General features: G+C 47.7%; 24 protein-coding genes. 6 read left to right on the top strand and 18 right to left on the bottom strand.

Features of this window, described 5'->3' with window-relative positions:
- Positions 1-44: 44 nt before the first annotated feature.
- From J0B03_RS08995 to J0B03_RS08975, 5 genes are all read right to left on the bottom strand, one after another.
- On the bottom strand, positions 45-1,328 hold the full coding sequence (locus J0B03_RS08995; RefSeq protein WP_207299280.1) for an O-acetylhomoserine aminocarboxypropyltransferase/cysteine synthase family protein: 1,284 nt from the start codon (positions 1,326-1,328) through the stop codon (positions 45-47).
- Positions 1,329-1,345: 17 nt separating this feature from the next.
- Positions 1,346-2,263 (bottom strand): homoserine O-acetyltransferase MetA, encoded by a 918-nt coding sequence (gene metA / locus J0B03_RS08990; RefSeq protein ID WP_207299279.1) that lies wholly within the window; start codon positions 2,261-2,263, stop codon positions 1,346-1,348.
- 147 nt (positions 2,264-2,410) lie between these two features.
- Positions 2,411-2,599 (bottom strand): CooT family nickel-binding protein, encoded by a 189-nt coding sequence (locus J0B03_RS08985; protein WP_207299278.1) that lies wholly within the window; start codon positions 2,597-2,599, stop codon positions 2,411-2,413.
- 11 nt (positions 2,600-2,610) lie between these two features.
- On the bottom strand, positions 2,611-3,015 hold the full coding sequence (locus J0B03_RS08980; RefSeq protein ID WP_207299277.1) for a DUF3842 family protein: 405 nt from the start codon (positions 3,013-3,015) through the stop codon (positions 2,611-2,613).
- Between the two features lie 180 nt (positions 3,016-3,195).
- On the bottom strand, positions 3,196-3,825 hold the full coding sequence (locus J0B03_RS08975; RefSeq protein WP_207299276.1) for a DUF3786 domain-containing protein: 630 nt from the start codon (positions 3,823-3,825) through the stop codon (positions 3,196-3,198).
- A 138-nt stretch (positions 3,826-3,963) separates the two neighbouring features.
- Between J0B03_RS08975 and grxC the strand changes: the two genes are divergently transcribed.
- Together grxC and rbr are read left to right on the top strand one after the other, a co-directional pair.
- On the top strand, positions 3,964-4,218 hold the full coding sequence (gene grxC, locus J0B03_RS08970) for a glutaredoxin 3 (RefSeq protein WP_207299275.1): 255 nt from the start codon (positions 3,964-3,966) through the stop codon (positions 4,216-4,218).
- 60 nt (positions 4,219-4,278) lie between these two features.
- On the top strand, positions 4,279-4,815 hold the full coding sequence (gene rbr / locus J0B03_RS08965) for a rubrerythrin (protein WP_207299274.1): 537 nt from the start codon (positions 4,279-4,281) through the stop codon (positions 4,813-4,815).
- Between the two features lie 33 nt (positions 4,816-4,848).
- Here the strand turns inward: rbr and J0B03_RS08960 are convergent, their stop codons facing one another.
- Entirely contained in the window at positions 4,849-5,277 is a 429-nt protein-coding gene (locus J0B03_RS08960) for a MarR family winged helix-turn-helix transcriptional regulator (protein WP_207299273.1), read from the bottom strand.
- Between the two features lie 170 nt (positions 5,278-5,447).
- Here J0B03_RS08960 and mltG point away from each other — a divergent pair, with 170 nt between their 5' ends.
- A complete protein-coding gene (gene mltG / locus J0B03_RS08955) occupies positions 5,448-6,485 on the top strand; it encodes an endolytic transglycosylase MltG (protein WP_207299272.1) in 1,038 nt (345 codons plus the stop codon).
- 20 nt (positions 6,486-6,505) lie between these two features.
- On the opposite strand, the gene J0B03_RS08950 is transcribed toward mltG, so the two are convergent.
- Together J0B03_RS08950 and J0B03_RS08945 are read right to left on the bottom strand one after the other, a co-directional pair.
- On the bottom strand, positions 6,506-7,309 hold the full coding sequence (locus J0B03_RS08950) for a class I SAM-dependent methyltransferase (RefSeq protein ID WP_207299271.1): 804 nt from the start codon (positions 7,307-7,309) through the stop codon (positions 6,506-6,508).
- A 14-nt stretch (positions 7,310-7,323) separates the two neighbouring features.
- Positions 7,324-8,016, bottom strand: coding sequence for a Crp/Fnr family transcriptional regulator (locus tag J0B03_RS08945; RefSeq protein WP_207299270.1), 693 nt, complete (start codon positions 8,014-8,016; stop codon positions 7,324-7,326).
- Between the two features lie 107 nt (positions 8,017-8,123).
- On the opposite strand from J0B03_RS08945, the gene J0B03_RS08940 reads away from it, so the two are divergent.
- Positions 8,124-8,801 carry an ATP-binding protein gene (locus J0B03_RS08940; RefSeq protein WP_207299269.1) on the top strand — a complete coding sequence of 226 codons (678 nt, stop codon included), beginning with the start codon at positions 8,124-8,126 and terminating at the stop codon, positions 8,799-8,801.
- 32 nt (positions 8,802-8,833) lie between these two features.
- Positions 8,834-9,154, top strand: coding sequence for a cupin domain-containing protein (locus J0B03_RS08935; RefSeq protein WP_207299268.1), 321 nt, complete (start codon positions 8,834-8,836; stop codon positions 9,152-9,154).
- Positions 9,155-9,234: 80 nt separating this feature from the next.
- Here the strand turns inward: J0B03_RS08935 and J0B03_RS08930 are convergent, their stop codons facing one another.
- The 7 genes from J0B03_RS08930 to J0B03_RS08900 all read right to left on the bottom strand — a co-directional run bounded on the left by J0B03_RS08930 (position 9,235) and on the right by J0B03_RS08900 (position 14,815).
- Positions 9,235-10,035 carry a TspO-related membrane protein gene (locus J0B03_RS08930; protein ID WP_207299267.1) on the bottom strand — a complete coding sequence of 267 codons (801 nt, stop codon included), beginning with the start codon at positions 10,033-10,035 and terminating at the stop codon, positions 9,235-9,237.
- A gap of 4 nt (positions 10,036-10,039) precedes the next feature.
- On the bottom strand, positions 10,040-10,855 hold the full coding sequence (locus tag J0B03_RS08925; RefSeq protein ID WP_246798119.1) for a metal ABC transporter permease: 816 nt from the start codon (positions 10,853-10,855) through the stop codon (positions 10,040-10,042).
- Positions 10,848-11,543, bottom strand: coding sequence for a metal ABC transporter ATP-binding protein (locus J0B03_RS08920; RefSeq protein WP_207299266.1), 696 nt, complete (start codon positions 11,541-11,543; stop codon positions 10,848-10,850). Before J0B03_RS08920 ends, J0B03_RS08925 begins: the two co-directional genes overlap by 8 nt.
- Positions 11,544-11,551: 8 nt before the next feature.
- Positions 11,552-12,511, bottom strand: coding sequence for a metal ABC transporter solute-binding protein, Zn/Mn family (locus J0B03_RS08915; protein ID WP_207299265.1), 960 nt, complete (start codon positions 12,509-12,511; stop codon positions 11,552-11,554).
- Between the two features lie 143 nt (positions 12,512-12,654).
- Complete coding sequence (locus J0B03_RS08910; protein ID WP_207299264.1) at positions 12,655-12,993, bottom strand: hypothetical protein; 339 nt, start codon at positions 12,991-12,993, stop codon at positions 12,655-12,657.
- 18 nt (positions 12,994-13,011) lie between these two features.
- Positions 13,012-13,941 (bottom strand): 2-thiouracil desulfurase family protein, encoded by a 930-nt coding sequence (locus tag J0B03_RS08905; protein ID WP_207299263.1) that lies wholly within the window; start codon positions 13,939-13,941, stop codon positions 13,012-13,014.
- Between the two features lie 37 nt (positions 13,942-13,978).
- Complete coding sequence (locus J0B03_RS08900; protein ID WP_309485098.1) at positions 13,979-14,815, bottom strand: pirin family protein; 837 nt, start codon at positions 14,813-14,815, stop codon at positions 13,979-13,981.
- Between the two features lie 191 nt (positions 14,816-15,006).
- Here J0B03_RS08900 and J0B03_RS08895 point away from each other — a divergent pair, with 191 nt between their 5' ends.
- Positions 15,007-15,618 (top strand): C40 family peptidase, encoded by a 612-nt coding sequence (locus J0B03_RS08895; RefSeq protein ID WP_207299262.1) that lies wholly within the window; start codon positions 15,007-15,009, stop codon positions 15,616-15,618.
- Positions 15,619-15,684: 66 nt separating this feature from the next.
- On the opposite strand, the gene J0B03_RS08890 is transcribed toward J0B03_RS08895, so the two are convergent.
- The 3 genes from J0B03_RS08890 to J0B03_RS08880 form a co-directional block, all read right to left on the bottom strand.
- On the bottom strand, positions 15,685-16,830 hold the full coding sequence (locus tag J0B03_RS08890) for an O-antigen ligase family protein (RefSeq protein ID WP_207299261.1): 1,146 nt from the start codon (positions 16,828-16,830) through the stop codon (positions 15,685-15,687).
- Between the two features lie 87 nt (positions 16,831-16,917).
- Positions 16,918-17,922: a biotin--[acetyl-CoA-carboxylase] ligase gene (locus J0B03_RS08885; protein ID WP_207299260.1), complete on the bottom strand. Its 1,005-nt coding sequence runs from the start codon at positions 17,920-17,922 to the stop codon at positions 16,918-16,920.
- Between the two features lie 51 nt (positions 17,923-17,973).
- Positions 17,974-20,409: an ATP-dependent Clp protease ATP-binding subunit gene (locus tag J0B03_RS08880; RefSeq protein ID WP_207299259.1), complete on the bottom strand. Its 2,436-nt coding sequence runs from the start codon at positions 20,407-20,409 to the stop codon at positions 17,974-17,976.
- Positions 20,410-20,416 lie beyond the last annotated feature (7 nt).

Genomic DNA, 20,416 nt, shown 5'->3' with positions numbered 1-20,416 from the left:
AAGATAAACGGAAAGCAGCCCGGTCTTTGGGCTGCTCAAAAAAATCACATGCTATTCAAGGCTTGATCCAAATCGTCGATCAAGTCGTCTACGTTTTCAATGCCAATGGAGATGCGGATCATGTCCGCTTTCACACCGGCCCGCTCCTGCTCCTCCGGTGTCAGCTGGGCATGAGTGGTGCTGGCGGGATGGATGACTAGGGACTTGGCATCCGCCACATTGGCCAGCAAGGAGAAGATCTTCAAAGAATCAATAAAACGCTTCCCTTCCCGGACCCCGCCCTTTACGCCGAAGGTGAAGATGGAACCCACGCCTTTCGAAAAATATCTGGTGCAGAGTTCATGGTATTTGTTTTCTTCCAATTCCGGGTAGTTGACCCAGGAAACCTTGGGGTGATCCTTCAAAAATGCCACGATCTTTCTGGTGTTTTCCACGTGACGCTCCACCCGCAGGGACAGGGTCTCCAATCCCTGAAGCAACAAAAAGGCATTAAATGGACTGATGGCCGCTCCCGTATCCCGAAGCAGCTGGACCCGGCATTTTACAATATAGGCCGCCGGGCCAAAAGTTTCCGTATACCGAACGCCGTTGTAGGTAGGATCCGGTTGGGTCAATTCCTCAAACTTGTTGTTTTGGGCCCAGTCGAATTTTCCCGAATCCACGATCACTCCACCAATGGAGGTCCCGTGTCCGCCAATGAATTTCGTGGCGGAATGGACCACGATGTCCGCACCATGGTCTATGGGCCGGAAGAGGTAGGGAGTGCCAAAGGTATTGTCTACGATCAGAGGGATCCCCTTGCCGTGGGCCACATCGGCAAGAGCTTCCATATCCACCAGGTTGATTCCTGGATTTCCGATGGATTCTACATACACGGCTTTGGTTTTCTCGTCAATGGCATTTTCAAATGCAGTCGGATCATCGGGATCGACAAATTTGACTTGAACGCCCCACTTGGGCAAGGTATTGGCAAACAAGGTATAGGTTCCACCGTACAGGGTGCTGGCCGCTACGATGTTGTCGCCGGATCTTGCGATGTTCAACACTGCATAGGTAATGGCCGACGAGCCGGAAGCCACGGCCAATGCCGCCACACCGCCTTCCAGCATGGCCATCCGCTTTTCAAAAACATCGGTTGTCGGGTTCATGATGCGGGTGTAAATGTTTCCTCCCTTGTTCAAGGCAAATACATCCGCTGCCGCATCCGTATTTTCAAAAACATAGGATGTGGTCTGGTAGATGGGAACGGCCCTGGAACCCGTGGTGGGATCCACTTCCTGGCCTCCATGGACCTGCAGCGTTTCAAAGCGATAGGTAGCGTCCTTCATGATCTTCACTCCTGTTCTTATTTGATTTCATTCAAGTCGAAAGGTGTTTCCTGATATACGTAATAGTTGAGCCAGTTGCAAAACAACAGGTTGGCATGACCTCTCCAACGAACCACCGGCATTTTTGTCGGATCGTCGCCGGGATAGTAATTTACGGGAACCTCCACATCCAGCCCAAGGGCCTCGTCCCGGTCATACTCATTTTTCAAGGTGTCCCAGTCGTATTCTGCATGACCGGTGACGAAGACCTGCTTGTTGTCCCTGCTTCGGATCAGGTAGACCCCAGCTTCCCCGGACTCTGCCAATATTTCCAATTCCGATACCTTTTCGATGTCTTCCCTTCGCACTTCCGTATGTCTGGAGTGAGGAGCGTAAAATTCATCGTCAAATCCCCGCAACAACATGGTGGTCGTATTGGTGACATAGTGGGGAAAGATGCCGAACATCTTGTGGTCCAGGTCGAATTTGTCGATCCCATAATGATGGTACAACCCGGCTTGGGCTCCCCAACAAATATGCAGGGTGGAAAAGACATGGTGCTTGCTCCAATCCATGATCTCTTTCAACTCGTCCCAGTATTCCACCTCCTGGTACTCCAGTTTTTCCACCGGAGCTCCGGTAATGATCATTCCATCGTATTTTCGGTCTTTGATTTCATCAAAGGTTTTGTAGAAGTTTTCCAGATGGTCCACCGACGTGTTTTTCGAAACGTAGGAACGTGTTTTCAAAAGGTCCACCTCCACTTGAAGGGGGGTGTTCCCAAGCAGGCGCATCAACTGGGTCTCCGTTATGATTTTTGTCGGCATCAGGTTCAAAATGACGATTTTCAGTGGTCGAATGTCCTGATGGGCCGCTCTTTCTTCCCCCATGACGAAGATGTTTTCCTGGGCCAGCACATCGATGGCCGGCAAATTATCGGGTATCTTGATTGGCATTTCCTTCACTCCTTATTTCTGTTGCCCATCTATAAATACTTGCTATTCATATCATTTAACTAAGGATTAGTAAATATTATACCATCAGACCACATATTTGAAAAGAAAAAACCCGAGAACAGCACGTCGTCCCGGGTTATTTTTTGGTTATTCCGCTATCAGAATGCTGTGATCCACTAAAGCCATTTCCTTGATATGCCCTTTTACTGTCAATCGCTCTCCAAAAATATTTTCCAGGTACACATCGCCTTCCTTCGGAATGACTTTGTCCACAGATTCCATGACCAGGGTCTTCTCCCCTTGTTGGTCAACCAGGTAAACGTTTGATTCACACATGTTCATCCCTCCTAAAAATCTTTTATGATCTTGATGCAATAATCAATATAGTGTGGCAACGGCTCATTGGCCACGCCTGCAATATAAATGTCGCACTTGTTCATAGGCACGAATACTTTTTTGGCATCGCTTCTTGCGATGGCGGAGGCCATGTTGGTCGTCAATTCGCCTGTCAAGGCATCCGGTACAAGAATGGCTATGCTCCCAACGATCACATCCGCTTTTGCTGCATTGACCATGATGGCATTTTCCCCGGTACCGCCTTCATTGGCTCCCGCCTTGAGCATGGCTGCCGTCGCCAATGCGTTGGTTCCCAAGCCTATGATGTGGACCTTCTGCTCAAATTCCGCCCGTAGTTTTTCGATGACAACACGGCCGATTCCACCACCCTGGCCGTCAATTACCGCTATCTTCATATCACACCGCCAACTTTATTTTTTTCCATTATACCACATTTGGATATAACAAAGACCCACCAAGTTGCACAATATTGCCCCTTTGTGAGTCCGTCTCCCTTTTCTTTTCCCCTACGAAACCCTTCGTTGATTCCGTGAAAAAAATATATCACGGAGCAGGATTTTTGTCAATCCGCAGATTCAGCCGCCGTACATGCCCAGATCCAAGGGGAGGTTTCCCTTCTCCTCCAACCAGACGATCCCCAAGTCCGGCAGGACCGCAAGATCCTCCGCATTGAAATAATGTTTGATGCTTTCATCGAACAATATATTCGCAGAAGCGGCAAACTCATCGTCTCCTTCCCAGCAGACATACGTGACGGGAACATGGTCGATCAGTTCCACCTCCAGGGATCGATCTCCCAATCCGGGGTCTTTTCCGTCTTGATCCAACAAATTTGGATCCCTGTCAAACGTTTTGGCCAGGCGGTCGATGGTCCTTTTTTTGAAATTGGGGTAATAGATGGAACCATCGGGAATATCTTTGTAGGTCACTTTGCGGCCAGTAGGTGTGGCAAAGGACCCCAGGGCAAAATATCGCAATACCAAAATGCCGATGACATAGGAAGTCACCACCTCCGACCTGCTGTTGGTCAATACACCCTCAGGCCAGGAAAGTCCATGATCCTCCCCCAACAGCCGAAAGGTGAAAACGCCGGCTTCTTCGTTAAAGGGAATGTTGATCCGCTGTTGGATCTCTTCCGGTTGCTGTTTTTGATACAAGGCCTTCGCATGTTCATAGGGAATGCGCCCCTGTCGATCATCCTTCATAAATATCCCTCCGTCCCTACCATAGTATCCCATGGAACTTTTCTTTTCAAGGAAGATCTTCTCCTCCTACTTTTTAGTTTTACGAGATAAATTTGGGGTAAATACCACCTTATGAAAACTTTTGAAGGTTGTGATCCCATGAAGAAAAAAATCAAGTTATACACATGGAGTTATTGTCCTTATTGCAAACGGGCAACAGCTCTTTTAAAACACAAGAATCTGGCTTTTACGGAAATTGGGATCGACGGGGATCCGGATGCCTTTGAAAAGCTTGCCGCAAAAACCGGACAGCGCAGCGTACCTTTCATCTTCATAGAGGATGAATTCATCGGCGGATACGATGAACTCAAAGCACTGGAAGACCAGAATGCACTGGAAAAAATGGTGCTGTAGTGGTATAATTCTATTTGCAATAGTCACAAAATTAAAAACAATACAATACAGGAGGTCATGATGAAAGATCTAAAAGGAACCCAAACAGAAAAAAACTTGTGGACTGCATTTGCAGGTGAATCCCAGGCTCGAAACAAGTATGATTATTTTGCCAGTGCGGCAAAAAAAGAAGGGTATGAGCAGATCAAGGGAGTTTTTGAAGAAACGGCTCTCAACGAGAAAGAACATGCAAAACTATGGTTCAAGTACTTGAACGGCATTTCCAACACGGCAGACAACCTGAAGGCAGCTGCTGAAGGGGAAAACTATGAATGGTCCGACATGTACAAAGGCTTTGCCGAGACGGCAAGAGCAGAAGGCTTCGATGAGTTGGCCGATAAATTTGAAGGTGTTGCCAAAGTGGAAGCCCTTCACGAAGAACGTTATTTAAAATTATTGGAAAATGTAAAAACCAATACGGTTTTTGCCAAGTCTACGGAACAAGTCTGGGTATGCAGAAACTGCGGTCATGTCCACACGGGAAGCAATGCACCGGATGAATGTCCTGTATGCGACCACCCACAAGCTCACTTTGAACTTCGATGCACTAACTATTGAACCTAAAAAAGCGCCCAGGCGCTTTTTTATTTTTTATATGTGAAGGTTCCCCTTCACTTTTTCCATCATATTGTAAAACAATTCCACTTCTTCCCCATCAAAATCCGCCAGCATTTCATCGCTGAGTCTATTCATGATCTTTTTGGCAGCAGCAACCGTCTTTTGACCAGCCGTGGTCAAAAATACCCGGAGGACCCGTTTGTCTTCCTGATCTTGCACCTTCTCCACCAAACCGTTTGCTTCCATGCATTTAAGCATGGTGGTCAGTGTCGACGGCTTTATGTTGATTTTTTCCGCCAACAGTTTTTGGCTGAGTCCGCCTTCCCGATCCAATAAAAACAGCAAGGGTGGTTGCCCCGGGTACACGTGGATCTCTTCCAAAAGAACATGGAGACGCTTATAGTGCTTTCGTATGGCCTCGCTAAAGGCTTTATAGGCGGTGTAACGGTCGATTTCTTTCATGAAAGGCTCCTTGTTTAAATTTCAATTTAACCACATTATACCATATTTATTTATTTTTTTGCGCTGAATAAAAGATATTCCAAAAAGCTTCGCCATGATCGTCCTACAGGTATTGTAAAAACAAATCTGTTATCGTATAATTTGTCCTAGAATGAGAGGTGACCACACATATGAAAAAAATCATCCTTGGCTTGCTTGTACTTGTAGTGGCAGCTGGCGCAACTGCCATGCTGTGGTTCAACAATCAAATCGGTGACACTGGCGTCCATAAGGAACCGGTGGTTTTTGAAGTTCCCCCGGGAACCACCATCAACGGCATGGCGGAAATGCTGGAAGAAGAAGAACTGATCCGAAATGCCCTGGCATTTAAAGTGTATGCGCGGATCCAGAACTTTTCCAATCTCCAGGCCGGCCATTATCAGATCAAACCGGGCATGGATATGCGGGCAATTGCCAGCACCATTTTTTCCGGTGATGTCATCTTCCCCGACACCATCACCGTCACCTTCCCGGAAGGAAAGACCCTGGACGACATGGCAGCTATTCTCGCCGAAAAAACCAGCCACACTCAAGAAGAGATCCTGGCCGTTTGGGACGGAGAAGATTTTATACAAAGCGCCATCGACAATTATTGGTTCATTACAGAGGAAGTCTTGAATCCAGATCTAAAATTCGCGTTGAACGGTTACCTTTTTCCAAACACGTATAACTTTGAGAACGAGAACGTCACTCCTGAAGCGGCAGCCCATCGGCTCCTCCAGGAGATGGACAAGGTGTTGACCAAATACAAGGACCAGATCGATTCCTCGGAATGGACCGTTCACGAGATCCTTACCATGGCTTCCATCGTGGAATACGAAGCGATCTTCGACGAGGACCGCCCCATCGTTGCCGGCGTCTTCTACAACCGCTTGGAAAACAACATGCGGCTGCAAAGCTGTGCGACCCTGCAAATGGCCCTGGGGATCCACAAGCCCATTTACAACTCCCAGGACATGGCGGTAAATTCACCGTATAATACCTATTTGGTGGACGGACTGCCCATCGGACCGGGAAACAGCCCGGGAGAACCCTCCATAAAAGCTGCCTTGAATCCGGAATCCCACAATTATTTCTATTTCCTGTCCGATATCTACAACGACAGCAAAACGTATTATTCAGAGACCTATGAGCAACACCTGCAATTGCAAAATGAACTATTGAGATAAGAAAAGCCCGGGAAACCGGGCTATTTTTTTACACTCCATACAAGCCAACCGATTTTTGCCGTGTATTCCTGATGAAGAATATCGTCTACCGCCCTGCTTTCCAAAAATGTTTTTGCCTTTTTCTTTTGTGTTTGGTTCAGTTCCAGCTGTTGGCTGTAGAGTCTATGAGCTTTTTCTAAAGTATATTCCCGCCGGATGCCCACATCGGTGTACCACACTTGGGGGTGATACCCCATAAGCCACAAAATGTTGAACACCAAGTATACTTTATTTCGATATTCTTGACCCGGCTTGGACAATCCCAAATGTTCCTCCAGTTCCACTTTCAAGTCCCTGCGGTGAACAAAGGAACTGAGCATGCAAAGATCTTTTGAAGCCCTGCACATTTTCTTTAATGCGTTTACATTGCTGATGGCCGGTGTCATGGATCCGACCACAACATCAAAACGATCCTCCCAGTTCAAGGCTTCCAGGTCCGCCTTTTCCCACGCCATTGCGTGAAATTCCACATTTTTTCTACTTTCTTCCTCGGCATTTTCTTTAGCATAGGCAATCATTTGATCCGAGATATCCACCCCGGTGACGTATTTGAAATCACGGGAAAACCGAACCGCACATTTCCCCGGTCCACATCCGATGTCCAGCATGCTTTTTCCTTCTACCTTGTAATTTTGCTGATCCAGCAGGTCCTGGATCTCCCCACAGTTGTCCCTGTTTTGTTCGTTGAATTCGGAAGCTCTCATGTTCCAATAGATCCTGGTGTTTTCCAGACTTTCATCGGTAGGGATCTTTTCCCAAGCATCGATAAATTCATCGATTTTCATCGTCAACATCCTTTCTATTCCGCCATTTCACTCAATGCTTCCAAATCGGCGATTCGGATCTTGTTCTTTTTGAAATCGATGACCCCTTCATCCCGCAACTTTGCCATCTCCCGGGACATGGACGGTCGGGACACATTCAAATAGTCCGCCAGCTGATTGCGGTTCATGTTCAACTGAAAGGTTTCCTTGTTGAATCGCTTGTACTCATCCAAAAAGAAGGCGCTCAGTTTTCCCCTCATGCTTTTGATGGAAAGGTATTCCACTTTTTTATTGAGCATCAGCGCCCGATTCGATACGATCTTGAGCATGTTTTGGATCAATGTCTTGTGCCAGGAGCACATCCTGGGACATTGACCGATGATGGCGTTTCGCTCCAATTCCATGACCGTAGTATCTTTGATGGCCTCCACCGTCACCGGATAAAATTCCTGATTGGAAAAAGCGATCATCTCTCCGTACATTTCCCCCGGCTCCAACTGGGAGATCATGATCCGGTTGCCTGTAGCGCTTTCCTTGATGACGCTGACCTGTCCTTCCAGAACTATGCCGATGGACGTAAAGGGATCCCCTGCAATGGCGATGAATTCATTTTTTTCGTACCTTCTAACTTTTGGTTGCAGACAGGACAGCAACTGATCGATGCTGTAATCGTCGATGTCAGCAAACAACGGATTGTTTTCCAAAGTGGGATAATATTGTTTTAACATGGATACTCCTTTTTTAATTTTGTATCTGCAGATACAGATTTATTACTCCTATTATAATACACTAAACATAGAAAACATAGTATAATAATTTATAAAGGAGATTTTATATGAAAAGAACAGTCATTCAAATAGATGAAGAAAAATGTGTAGGATGCGGTTTGTGCATTAGTGCCTGCCACCAGGATGCTCTTCAGTTGATCGACGGAAAAGCCCGTCTGGTTTCGGACAGCTACTGCGACGGACTGGGGAAATGCCTGCCTAAATGTCCCACCGGCGCCATGACCCTGGAAGAACGGGAAGCCAAAGGATTTGAAGGTCCCGCCCCGCGAGAAGAACAATCCGGTTGTGCCGGAACTGCCGTGCAAGAAGTATCCCAGGCCAGCAGCCTGCAGGAAACGACCCAATTCCAACGTCCCGTATCCCAATTGCGGCAATGGCCCATCCAGATCCAACTGGTACCGCCAAATGCGCCCTATCTGGAAGGATCCCACCTGCTGGTGGCGGCAGACTGTACGGCATTTGCCTACGCCAACGTCCATGAGGATTTTATGAAAAACAAGGTGACCGTCATTGGCTGTCCAAAATTGGACTCGGCAGACTATTCAGAACGCTTGACGGAGATCCTGCAACAAAACAATATCAAAAGCATCACCGTACTTCGAATGACCGTACCCTGCTGTGGAGGCATGACCCACGCCGTTACCACCGCCATGAGGAACGCAGATGTCATGATCCCATGGCAAGTCGTGACCATCGATGTTGATGGTAGTATCAAAGAAGTTTAATTAATAGAAAAAATTTGAAGGAGGAATGAACCATGCTGGAAAAACTGTACAACTATGCCAAGACCGATGCCAAGACCATTGAAAAGATCGTAAGCGACGAAAATGTCGACATCAACCACATGATCTTACCCCGTGGCGAAGGATTGCCGGAACACTATTCCAACTCCAACGTATACATGCTGGTGACAAAAGGCAACATCACGCTCCAATTGGATGATCAGGAAAACCACACGTATGAAACGGGAAGCATCGTCAACATCCCTTTCAAAACGAAAATGAACGTTTTCAACGACACCTGCGACCTGACGGAAATCTTTGTATTGAAAGCTCCCGCACCATCAACCATGGGATAATTGTGAATGTTTAAATGGGGACGGTGACTTTTTTCAAAAAAAGTCACCGTCCCCATTTTTCCGTCCCCATTTTTTATTTTTTAAAACAGCCTGCGCTCTCGTTTTCGACGGGTCCACTCCGACGCAATGATCGTCCCGATCATCAGAAGTCCGAACAGCACAGACCCATATACGACAAAGGGATACTCCATGGCAAATACTTCTAAATGTTTCCAACCGATCCCCGCCAAGGTCCATATCAACACCAAGCCATAAACCGCATCGTGAAACCGGTAGACGACCAACGACATGATCGCTGTCGCAACAGCCATCATGATCAAGGTCCATATCTGGGGTGGCAGGCCCCAGCCGCTCCATTGCAAATGGACCAAAAATGCCGTCACATTGGTAATGGTTGCAACGGTGATCCATCCGGCATAGATGGAAAAAGGGATACGCACAAAAATTCTGTTGTTTGGATCAGAGTACATGTTTCCATGGACCGTAAAATAGATCCGCAACAATATCAGAAGCAACAATACCATGACGATCAATGAATAGCCGATATACAAGTAGTGCCAAAGCAACAGCCATGCCACATTTAAAATACATGAAATAAAAAAGTACCATCCGATGCTTTCCACAATTTTTTTGTCGGATTTTTTTCCGACCACATTATAATTGTAGACGACGAATAAAATCAAAAAAAAGTAGATGATGCCCCAAATGGAAAAGGTCACTCCCGCCGGAGTGAACAGGTTGGGATAAAAGTCGGAAACCTCCCCGGTATTCAACCCGTTGATCGGTAAAATATTTGCCAATGCATTGGCTGCCAATACCAAAATCAACCCCAGCGTATTTGCTACTTTCAGCGGTAACGGTACCAAGCGGTCATTAAACACCTTCTCACACCCTTTGTCTTTGAAAATATTTTTTCACAGGAAATACCAAGCCATACACCATAATGGACAATAAAATGATCGTCGCACCGGAAGGAATGTTGTAGACGTAAGAGATCAACATGCCGCCAATACTGGTGATGCTCCCTATCAAGACTGAGTATATCATAATCCGCAACAGTTCATAGGAAAAAATTTTAGCAGTGGCCGGTGGTATTGTCAGCATGGCGATGGCCAGGACGATCCCTACCACTTTGATCAAAAAAACGATACTCAGTGCAATCATTCCATACAGAAGATACTCCAACAACCTGGTCTGCACCCCTAAGATCTCGGAATACTCCTCATCAAAAAGATACGCTTTCAAATAAGGATACAGTGCTGCAGTAAACATCAGGGTGAAGGTGGTCCAGGCCGTCATCAATGTTACAAACCCGGACGATACGGTCAAGATATCGCCAAACAGATAGGTGGTCATATCGGGAGGATATCCTGGTGTCATGGCGATAAAAACCACGCCCAGCCCCATGCCCACGGCCCAAAACATGCCGATGAGGGTGTCTGCTCCAGCAGTGGTCCTTCGCTGTATGGCCGAAATGCCGAAAGCAGCCGCCAATGCAAATCCGATGCCGCTGATCAGCGGTTCGATGCCCAGCAAAAACCCCAATCCGATGCCGCCGTAGGACGTATGGGCAATACCACCGCTCATGCTCACCAATTTTTTCTCCACGATGATGGTCCCGATGATGCCGCATAATATGCTGGCCAGGATGGCACTGGCAAGTCCGTTTTTCATAAACTGATATTGAAGAAGCTCAAGCATGATGTGTACCTCCGTGGTCGTGGATTTGGGTCTTCTCCCGAGTTTTGGCATCTCCCCGGTATATGATCTTTCGGTTCAACAACACTACTTGTCTCTTGTTGTCTTCAATATACTCCAAGTCATGGGTCACCAGTATGACGGCCTTTTTTTCATTGAATCGGTGAAGAATGTCGTAAATATCTCTCCGATTTTCGCTGTCCAAATTGGCGGTCGGTTCATCCAGGATCAACAGATCCGGCTGGGCCACCAAGGCCCTGGCAATCAGGACCTTCTGGAGCTGTCCTCCGGAAAGCATGCCGATCTGGCGTTTTGCCAAATGGGACAAACCCATGGCTTTCAGGATCTCCGTCACCTTTTGGCGATCCTCTTCCCCATATCGTTTGAACAGACGCAACCGATTCCCAAGACGACCTGTCAGAACCACGTCAAAGACATGAATGGGAAACTGGCGATCGAATTTTGTGTGCTGGGGCACATATCCGATGATCAGGTCGTCTCTCAGCCGGATCTGGCCTCCGCAGGGTTTGACCAATCCCAAAATCGCTTTGATCAGCGTCGTCTTTCCGCCTCCGTTGGGACCGATGATGCTGAGGAATTCTCCGTCTTCCAAGGTCAGTGAAATCTCCTCCAACACGTGGTTCCCGTTGTATTGTACATAAACATCCTTCAATTCCAATATATTATCCATAAACGCTCCTACTTCAGTACTTGAACAAATACATCCTTGATCCGCCGCATATTCTCCAGGTAATCCGGGTCCAACGGCGCCAACTCCATGACAGTTCCACCCAGCTCCTGGGCGATGGTCTCCGCCTGGTTCTTGTCATGCTCCAACTGATAAAAAACCACTTTGACATCTTCTTCTCTGGCAAAATCAATGATGCTCCGAAGTCGGGATGCGGTGGCATCTTTTCCCTCCGATTCGATGGGGACCATGGTCAGCCCGTAATCCTGGGCAAAATATCCCATGGATGGGTGATAGATCAAGAACGTCTTGTAGGGCAGCTCTTCCATGGCCATTCGGATCTCTTCATCCAAGGTCCTCAGTTCCTGAAGGTAGGACTCTGCGTTGGTTTCATAAAACTCTTTGTTTTCCGGATCCAACTCCGACAATCGATCCCGGATGTTTTCCACCATCACCTGGACCCGTTTCGGAGACAGCCAAATATGGGTGTCTCTGCCTTCGTGGGTATGGTCGTCTTCCTCCTCATGGTCAAGCTCCAAGTCGGAGCCTTCCTCACGGACCCCCGGGATATCATGAAAATCATAATCGATATGGGGATAAGCCTGGTCCACGATCTCATCTTGACGGACAATGATCATCTCCGGATTCAAATCAGCAACTCGGTCCAGCAGACCTGCCTTCTCCGCCTCTACACCCATGGCAAAGTAAACGGAGGCGTTGCTCAGTGCCACCATGTCTTGTGGCTTTACCTGATAGTTTTCCGGATTGTTTCCCGGCGGGACCATGGTCACCACATCCACCCGATCTCCCGCCACTTTTTCTACAAAAGTCTGCTGGGGAAGGATGGACACTGCAACCGTCCTTCGGTCATCTTCCAGCGGATCCCGTTTTTCCGACGAATCGGCACATCCATATAACATCAACACTGCTGTCAGCAGCAGCAATATTCCAACTTTCTTTTTACCCGTCATGTCCACATCTCCTTATAGCGATCATGTTCTATCCTTTATTGTACATGGGAACCGCTGAAAAGTCATCCACCGGAAATGAACGATGAAAAATAGACGGTTTTACCGTCTATTCATCGATCCGATCATTTTTCCATCCCCCACTCTTAAAGAGTGATCACATCAAAGCCTTGCGACAGGTACTGTTCCATGCTGGGATGCCCCTTCATGTCCTCTCCCATGGGAATCCCCAGGGTCTGGTTGAACTCCAGCACACCCATGCTGGCGGAACATGCTTTGCAGATGCAGTCGATCAATCCCTTGTCCTTTGCTTTTATGTACAAGGGGTTCTTTTTTTCCTCCAGGCCTTTCAACAAGGTGACGGCCTCCCCTTCCATGACGATCTTGGCCTTGTGACCCTTCTCATCCAGATCCAATGCATTAAGCAACAGATGAACAAAACACATTTCTTCTCCTTTGAATGCAAAAAATACGATCTTTTTCATGATTTCACTACTCCTTTCCTATCGATTCCCACGATACACCACAGGGGAGGTGCCAAAAAATACGCCCTTGTCAAAAGCGGCTCTTTCCATCATGGACAACTCCTTAGCCACCGTGGTGATGTTGCGTTTGGTATCCGGTTCCAGGATGCCTTCAATGGTCTCTCCCGTTTTCCTTCTGTAAAAGCTGTAGTTTTTCCACAAGCTGTTGATGATTTTGTTGGATTTGGATGGTCTGCGCAACAGATCCAAAATCTCTTTTTTGAAGAAATGAATGTACTCTTCGTCCGGATCTTTTTTCAGATTGGCCAATTCGTGGCCCTTTTCCCTAGCCCAGGGTTCGTCCAGTTCCTGACAGATGAATTTGTACCGGTACCAGACATCATAAATGTCCTTTTTATTTGTGATGGATGCCTGCTCCAACCAAAGATACGCCAAAAGTCTCCGTTTCCAATCCCACCACCGCAAGGGACTTTGCAAATCCAAGACAGGGATCAAAAAATATCCGTGATCATAGAGATAGGATCCAAAAACTCCAGGTGGTTTTCCCAACCGTTTGTTTTTCAAGCTGGTACGATACACACCGCATGAAGGACTGCCGTCCAGATATACATAGGCTTTCACATTGGCTTTCTCCAACACTTTCGCCCCCATCCGGCATCCTTCCAGAATGTCCTGGGTCAAATCCCGTCTGCCTCTGCTGATGACCCGGGCATCCCCTTCCCAAACATCCTTACCGCTGTCTCCGGCAATGTGGATGGGATCTCTCGGGACCCCCATGCCGGAAAGCACCTCCGTACATACAGGGACCCAGATAAAGTCCCCTTTTTCTCTCCCAATGCTCTCCAGAAGATTCCATCCTTTTCCATTGTATCGCACTGGACTGCCCATACAGCAAGCACTAATGCCCACTATGGGTTTTTCCTTCAATACCAGTGGCCCTTGATCCATATGATCCACTCCCATCAGCATATTTGTTTGGAATATTTTACTTGTGTCGTATAAACGTTCCCTCATCCAGCTCTCGAAATGCCTGCTGCAATTCCTCCTGGGTATTCATGACGATGGGTCCTCCCCAGGCTACGGGTTCCTTTAGCTTTTTTCCGGCAAAGATCAAGACTCTTGCCGCTTCTTCCGGTGCCCCGATGGTGATCATGTCTCCATCCTCATACAAAAAACCGGTTCTTTTCGGATACACCTGCCCGTCGAATTCTCCCTTGCCATCGATCAAAAAAACAAACACCGTATGTTCTGCAGGTGTTTCCAAATCGAAGGTCTTTCCCGGTTTCACCAGTACATCCAGAAACAAGGGTGCTACGGCAATATCACCTACAGGTCCCCGAACACCATTATAGGATCCTGCAATGACCCGGACTTGGGCCGTTGCGTCGTCTCTCGCCAATTTCACATCTTCTTTTCGTACATCTCGGTATGCAGGCTCTGACATCTTTTGGGATGCCGGTAAATTGACCCACAACTGGACGCCCAACATCCTATTGCTTGCTTGCGGCATTTCCTGGTGGATGATCCCGTTTCCGGCACTCATCCATTGACAGCATCCTTCATCGATGGAACCCTGATTGCCCAAGCTGTCTCCATGGTCAATGGTGCCTTCGATAAGATAGGTCACCGTTTCGATCCCCCGATGAGGATGCCACGGAAAACCTTTGATATAGTCTTTGGGATCGGTACTGTCAAAAGAATCCAACAACAAAAAGGGATCCAGATGCGCTACTTCTCCGTGAGAAAACACTCTGCGCAAGTGTACACCTGCTCCGTCTGTGCTGTCTCGACCCTCCATGATCTCCTTGATTTTTCTTTCCAATGGTTCAGCTCCTCTCACAAGTCTTTCTTCTTCATTAGGTACCCGATTTTTGCGATCTGCAAACCCGGTTTCCTTGAATTGAAGCAGATCCTTCAGAAATTGTTAAGAATACCTTCCTGCGTGTTTTTCTTTACCAATCCTATGGTTTTTGATATAATAATTCCACTAATGCTAAATAAAAAGAGGTCAACATGAAAACCAATGATAAACTCTACATTTTATTGACAGATACAGGTACTGTTTTAAACCGATTGATCAAGATGTACACCAAGGATCCCTACAACCATGTTTCCATCGCTTTTGATCCAGAATTGAATGAAGTGTTCAGTTTCGGCCGAAAGAAGATGAACAATCCAATTATCGGTGGGTTTGTGCGGGAAAATATCGATCACATGCTTTTTCGCAATGCCAACTGCGCCATTTACGAGTTGGATTGCTCCGATATCATGGCCTATTGGCGGGTGAGGGAATACATCCGCAAATTTGAACTCAACCAGGAAAATTATCGCTACAACCTTTTGGGATTGTTGGGAGTGATGTTTCATGTGAACATCGAGCGAAACGACGCTTTCTTCTGTTCCCAGTTTGTCGCTTCCATTTTCGAATATAGCGGGATCCCTTTATTTGCAAAACCTTGCGTTTTTGTTACTCCCGGAGATTTTATGACTGCTACATCCCTGAAACTGGTTTACAGCGGTCGTCTGGGTGATTACCGAATGACCCGGCATCAAAAGACAATATCCGCTCAATTATTCAACGAGTTGGAATCTGCGGAAATGCTAAACGCATACACAAAATTTTAAACAAAGGCCTGCCTTTCATTATGAAAGGCAGGCCTTGAACATGTGGAAGTATCCCATGAAATAACTTCATCCGATTCTTATCTTTTTTCCAGAACGTTTTTGTGCCCTCGTTTTTGACACTTTTCCAGACGTCCCTTGATTCTCCGTCAATCCGGCCGTTATTCCGCACAATCCAAAAAACAACGCTCCACCTTGGGGTGTCATCCATGTGAAATCAACGATTCCTTGAACAACGAAAAAGGCCTGGGATGCGATCAGTAAAATGGCCAGACGAGAACCTCCTTTAAAAAAGAGGAGCAGCCTTCGATACAAGAGACCTTTCCACCAAAGATAGGCGACAAATCCCGGGATCCCGAAGAAAAAAAGCAGAGAGATCCAAGCATTGTGGCTATGAATGTTGCCCAAGTGATCCATGGCTCCCCATATGCCCCAACCGGTCCATGGACGCTGAAAAATAAATGCAAAGCTTTCGATCCACCAGTCCACCCTTTTGCTGTGGACCTTGTGGTTGATCTCCGGACTGAGGAGGGCCAACACGACAACGGCGGCAAAAGACAGCAGCAAGATCCGCCGAAGGGTCTTGTTCTTCGATAAAATGCCATAAACCACCAATGCAGCCAGCATGGCCACGGTGGCTCCTTTTGATCCTGTTGCAATGACGGCGGTGCCAAAAACCATGATTCCCAACAAATATCGACTTTTTTTTCCCAGTTCCGTATCCCAAAGGTAAACGGAGACCAGCAGGAGCCAACCAAACACCATACCGGTCACATTGGGATTTCCATAGGTTGCATAGATGCGGTAGTTTTCCGCACTGGGGATGAAGTTGGGACTCCAAAACCAGCTTCCCACCCATGTCATGTCCACCATATAGGACAAGGCTTTTTCCACCAACCCCAGTATGCCGGTGACCATTCCGACCTGCCAGATGGCTACCAGTACCTCATGGGCTCTGTTTTCATCCTGAATGGTTTGCTGGACGCGCCATGAGGCTCCCACTAAAAACAAGAGCCCCAGGCTTCCTATAAAAGAAGGCAAGCTTTGGTTGATGGCGGCGGCCAAAAAAGAAAACACGCATAAAAGAGCGAGACTTTTATGGATCCCGCTCCATGGTCCTTCTTTACGATCCTTCCACCACTGAAGGCTCATGTAGATCAGCGGCAAATAGGCCGTATACGGCGATGCCATCAATAAAATCAATCCAGCTTGCATGGTCAAACTCCCTTGTTGTAGCGTTTATATCATTCTAACCATTTTGGGATCTCTCTTCAACCAAAATCCGCAATGTTTACCTAAAGTTTACTTGTTGACTTTTCCATCTTTGAGCAGTTCCACCTCACCGGAGTGTACCACCCCTCTGGACCCGTCTTCATAATTCATCACCAACCGGCCCTTTTCATCGATACCGGCAACAATTCCCCTGCGGATCCCACCGTTTTGCATGAGTTGGACGGTTTTCCCCGTCAGATAGCTTTTTGCCGCATAACGCTGGATGGTCCTTGTGAATTCTTCATTGGTGATCAGCTCCTCCAGTCGATTGGCGATGGCTGCGATCAATTCATTTCTGGAGGGAACCTTGCGGAGATGCTCAGACAGGAAACCTGCCGTGGAACGAATGGATTCCGGCAGGTCCGAGATCTCACCCACCACATTGACGCCAATGCCGACGACAACATAGTCCATCTTGCCGCTTTCCATTTCCATGGCCGCCTCCGTCAAGATCCCCGCCACTTTCCGTTCATGTATGTACACATCGTTGACCCACTTTATTTGTATGGCAGACCTCTCGTCTGCCGGAAACAGCTCCTCCAGTACATCGGTTACGGCAACGGCTGCCTGTATGGTCAAATGAAGGGCTTCTTCCGGCACAATATCCGGCCGAAGCAGGATACTCATATAGATCCCTTTGCCGGAAGGAGAAAAAAAGGTTTTCCCCCGACGTCCCTTACCCTGGACCTGCTCGTCCGCCACCACCAAGGTACCATGAGCTTCCCCGTCCCTGGCCAGCATCTTTCCCGTCTCGTTGGTGGAGTCCAGGCTTTTATGAACGTGGACGATCCTGGAAAAGGACGGACACTTCAGACGATTTCGGATCAAGGCCTCCGACAGGCGATCTGTGGTCTCTTCCAACACATACCCTTTATTGGGAACAGCCTTGACGGGATAACCTTCCTCCATCAAGACCTGCATGTGTTTCCAGACAGCCGTCCTGCTGATCTTCAATTCTCTCGCCAATGCAGCGCCGGAGATCACTTTCCCCGGATCTTGTTCTAAAATCGATGCGATGCGGTCCTTGGTGGACATGAGATCCCTCCTAAAAAAATACGGCTCCGGTACAACCGGAGCCGTTGTCTACTACTTATTATAAAACGTCAGCTTCCCATCTTCAAGTGCCACTTCGATGGATTGACCTTTGATGACCGTGCCCAGAAGCAATTCCTCGGACAATCGGTCTTCTACTTCCTTCTGGATGGTACGGCGCAAGGGTCTTGCCCCATATTCCAAATTGGTTCCTTTTTCAGCCAAATAATGCTTGACTTCATCGGTGAATGACAAGTCGATCTCCAAATCTTTCAATCGTTTGGACAACTGTTCCAAAAGGATCTCAATGATGTCCCCGATATGCTTGTCGTCCAGCTGGTGGAATACGATCACTTCATCCAACCGGTTGATGAACTCCGGACGGAAGGTTCGTCGCAATTCCTCTAAAATGTTTTCTTTCATTTTGTCGTATTCATCCTGATTCTGGGTCTGTGATGCGGAAAAGCCCAATGTCTTTCCTTTTTTGATGGTATGAGCCCCTACATTGGATGTCATGATGACGACGGTATTTTTAAAATCCACCGTTCTCCCTTTGCCGTCGGTCAATCGACCGTCTTCCAGGATCTGCAGCAAAATATTGAATACGTCCGGGTGCGCTTTCTCGATCTCATCCAGTAAAATGACCGAGTAGGGCTTTCGTCTCACCTTTTCCGTCAATTGTCCGCCTTCATCATACCCCACATATCCCGGAGGGGATCCAATCAGACGGGACACGGCATGTTTTTCCATATATTCCGACATGTCGATGCGGATCATGTTGTCTTCATCGCCAAACATGATTTGCGCCAGAGCCTTGCTCAGCTCAGTTTTTCCTACACCAGTCGGTCCCAAGAACACGAAGGAACCTATGGGCCTCTTGGGGTCTTTCAACCCTACTCTGGCCCTTCTGATGGCTTTAGACACGGCTTTCACCGCTTCATCCTGCCCTACGACCCGCTTGTGGAGGACCTCCTCCATGTTCAACAGTTTTTCCGATTCTTCCTGGGCCAGTTTTTTCACCGGAACTCCGGTCCAAATGGATACGATTTGTGCGATGTCGTCTGCGACAACTTCTCCTGCAGCCCCTATGTTGTTTTTATTTTTCCAATTCATGGTCACTTCTTCCAGCTTGTTTTTCGCCTTGTTTTCCAAATCCCGGATCTGGGCGGCTTTTTCATAATCCTGAGCTGCTACCGCTTCTTCCTTTTCCTGCTGGTATCTCTCGATCTGCTCTTCCAATTCCTTGATGTCCGGCGGAGCCGTCAACATGTTGAGGCGGATCCTGGATGCCGCTTCATCGATAAGATCGATGGCCTTGTCCGGCAAATATCGGTCGTTGATGTAGCGATCCGATAATTCCACCGCCGCCTCCAGGGCTTCGTCGGTGATGGTCACTTTGTGATGGGCTTCGTATCGATCCCGTAGACCTCGAAGGATCTCCACCGCTTCTTCCTTGGTGGGTTCACCAACGTCCACCGGCTGAAAACGCCGTTCCAAGGCTGCATCCTTTTCCACGTGTTTTCGGTATTCATCCAGGGTGGTGGCTCCTATAGCCTGCAATTCTCCCCTGGCCAAAGCCGGTTTCATGATATTGGATGCATCGATGGCCCCTTCTGCAGCTCCTGCACCGATGATGGTATGCATTTCGTCGATGAACAAAAGGATGTTGCCGTCCTCCAGAATCTCTTCCATAGTGTTTTTCAGGCGATCTTCAAATTCTCCCCGATATTTTGCCCCGGCGACCATGGATGACAGATCCAGGGAGACCACTCTTTTGTCTTTCAGATTTTCCGGTATGTCTCCCGAAGCGATCTTTTGAGCCAAGCCTTCCGCCACCGCAGTTTTACCAACGCCGGGTTCCCCTATGAGGACCGGATTGTTTTTTGTCCGCCTGCTCAAGATTTGGATCACCCTCTGGATCTCCTTGTCTCGTCCGATGACCGGGTCCAGTCGACCTTCATCGGCCATGGCGGTCAAATCTCTTCCGTATTTGTCCAAATTTTTCGTGTTGCTGTTTTTTGCCTGTTGGGCTTTGGGGGCCTGGTTGCTGGATGTGTTCATCAGCTTCACGATCTCTTCCCGGATCTTTTCAAAATCCAATCCCAGATCGCTGAGTATTTTTGCACCGATCCCTTCCCCTTCCCGAACCAATCCCAGTAGGATATGCTCCGTTCCGATATAGCTTTGATTGAGGGCCCTAGCCTCCATCAGACTTAACTCCAAAATCTTCTTGGTGCGCGGGGTGTATCCTATGATCTCCTCTACCTGATCTTCGCCACGTCCCAAAAGGGTCTCGATCTGCATGGATGCTTTCTCGTATTGGACTCCCAGGTTCTTCAGAGCAACAGCTGCAATACCTTCTCCTTCCTGGATCAGACCCAGCAGCAAATGTTCCGAACCGATATAATTGTGGTTTAGTTTTTTGGCCTCCTCTTGGGAGAGCATCAATACCTTTTGTGCCTTTTCTGTAAATCGTCCAAATATGGCCATGTCACTT

This window comes from Alkalibacter rhizosphaerae (genome assembly GCF_017352215.1).
Lineage (GTDB): Bacteria > Bacillota > Clostridia > Eubacteriales > Alkalibacteraceae > Alkalibacter > Alkalibacter rhizosphaerae.
Note: the sequence above shows the minus strand (reverse complement) of the source record. Positions and strands in the feature narration are given on the sequence as shown.

What these genes read in the sequence shown, in the direction of transcription:
- J0B03_RS08995 (WP_207299280.1), bottom strand. Translation starts at nt 1,328, where the DNA reads ATGAAGGACGCTACCTATCGCTTTGAAACGCTGCAGGTCCATGGAGGC.
- metA (WP_207299279.1), bottom strand. Translation starts at nt 2,263, where the DNA reads ATGCCAATCAAGATACCCGATAATTTGCCGGCCATCGATGTGCTGGCC.
- J0B03_RS08985 (WP_207299278.1), bottom strand. Translation starts at nt 2,599, where the DNA reads ATGTGTGAATCAAACGTTTACCTGGTTGACCAACAAGGGGAGAAGACC.
- J0B03_RS08980 (WP_207299277.1), bottom strand. Translation starts at nt 3,015, where the DNA reads ATGAAGATAGCGGTAATTGACGGCCAGGGTGGTGGAATCGGCCGTGTT.
- J0B03_RS08975 (WP_207299276.1), bottom strand. Translation starts at nt 3,825, where the DNA reads ATGAAGGATGATCGACAGGGGCGCATTCCCTATGAACATGCGAAGGCC.
- grxC (WP_207299275.1), top strand. Translation starts at nt 3,964, where the DNA reads ATGAAGAAAAAAATCAAGTTATACACATGGAGTTATTGTCCTTATTGC.
- rbr (WP_207299274.1), top strand. Translation starts at nt 4,279, where the DNA reads ATGAAAGATCTAAAAGGAACCCAAACAGAAAAAAACTTGTGGACTGCA.
- J0B03_RS08960 (WP_207299273.1), bottom strand. Translation starts at nt 5,277, where the DNA reads ATGAAAGAAATCGACCGTTACACCGCCTATAAAGCCTTTAGCGAGGCC.
- mltG (WP_207299272.1), top strand. Translation starts at nt 5,448, where the DNA reads ATGAAAAAAATCATCCTTGGCTTGCTTGTACTTGTAGTGGCAGCTGGC.
- J0B03_RS08950 (WP_207299271.1), bottom strand. Translation starts at nt 7,309, where the DNA reads ATGAAAATCGATGAATTTATCGATGCTTGGGAAAAGATCCCTACCGAT.
- J0B03_RS08945 (WP_207299270.1), bottom strand. Translation starts at nt 8,016, where the DNA reads ATGTTAAAACAATATTATCCCACTTTGGAAAACAATCCGTTGTTTGCT.
- J0B03_RS08940 (WP_207299269.1), top strand. Translation starts at nt 8,124, where the DNA reads ATGAAAAGAACAGTCATTCAAATAGATGAAGAAAAATGTGTAGGATGC.
- J0B03_RS08935 (WP_207299268.1), top strand. Translation starts at nt 8,834, where the DNA reads ATGCTGGAAAAACTGTACAACTATGCCAAGACCGATGCCAAGACCATT.
- J0B03_RS08925 (WP_246798119.1), bottom strand. Translation starts at nt 10,855, where the DNA reads ATGCTTGAGCTTCTTCAATATCAGTTTATGAAAAACGGACTTGCCAGT.
- J0B03_RS08920 (WP_207299266.1), bottom strand. Translation starts at nt 11,543, where the DNA reads ATGGATAATATATTGGAATTGAAGGATGTTTATGTACAATACAACGGG.
- J0B03_RS08915 (WP_207299265.1), bottom strand. Translation starts at nt 12,511, where the DNA reads ATGACGGGTAAAAAGAAAGTTGGAATATTGCTGCTGCTGACAGCAGTG.
- J0B03_RS08910 (WP_207299264.1), bottom strand. Translation starts at nt 12,993, where the DNA reads ATGAAAAAGATCGTATTTTTTGCATTCAAAGGAGAAGAAATGTGTTTT.
- J0B03_RS08905 (WP_207299263.1), bottom strand. Translation starts at nt 13,941, where the DNA reads ATGGATCAAGGGCCACTGGTATTGAAGGAAAAACCCATAGTGGGCATT.
- J0B03_RS08895 (WP_207299262.1), top strand. Translation starts at nt 15,007, where the DNA reads ATGAAAACCAATGATAAACTCTACATTTTATTGACAGATACAGGTACT.
- J0B03_RS08890 (WP_207299261.1), bottom strand. Translation starts at nt 16,830, where the DNA reads ATGCAAGCTGGATTGATTTTATTGATGGCATCGCCGTATACGGCCTAT.
- J0B03_RS08885 (WP_207299260.1), bottom strand. Translation starts at nt 17,922, where the DNA reads ATGTCCACCAAGGACCGCATCGCATCGATTTTAGAACAAGATCCGGGG.
- J0B03_RS08880 (WP_207299259.1), bottom strand. Translation starts at nt 20,409, where the DNA reads ATGGCCATATTTGGACGATTTACAGAAAAGGCACAAAAGGTATTGATG.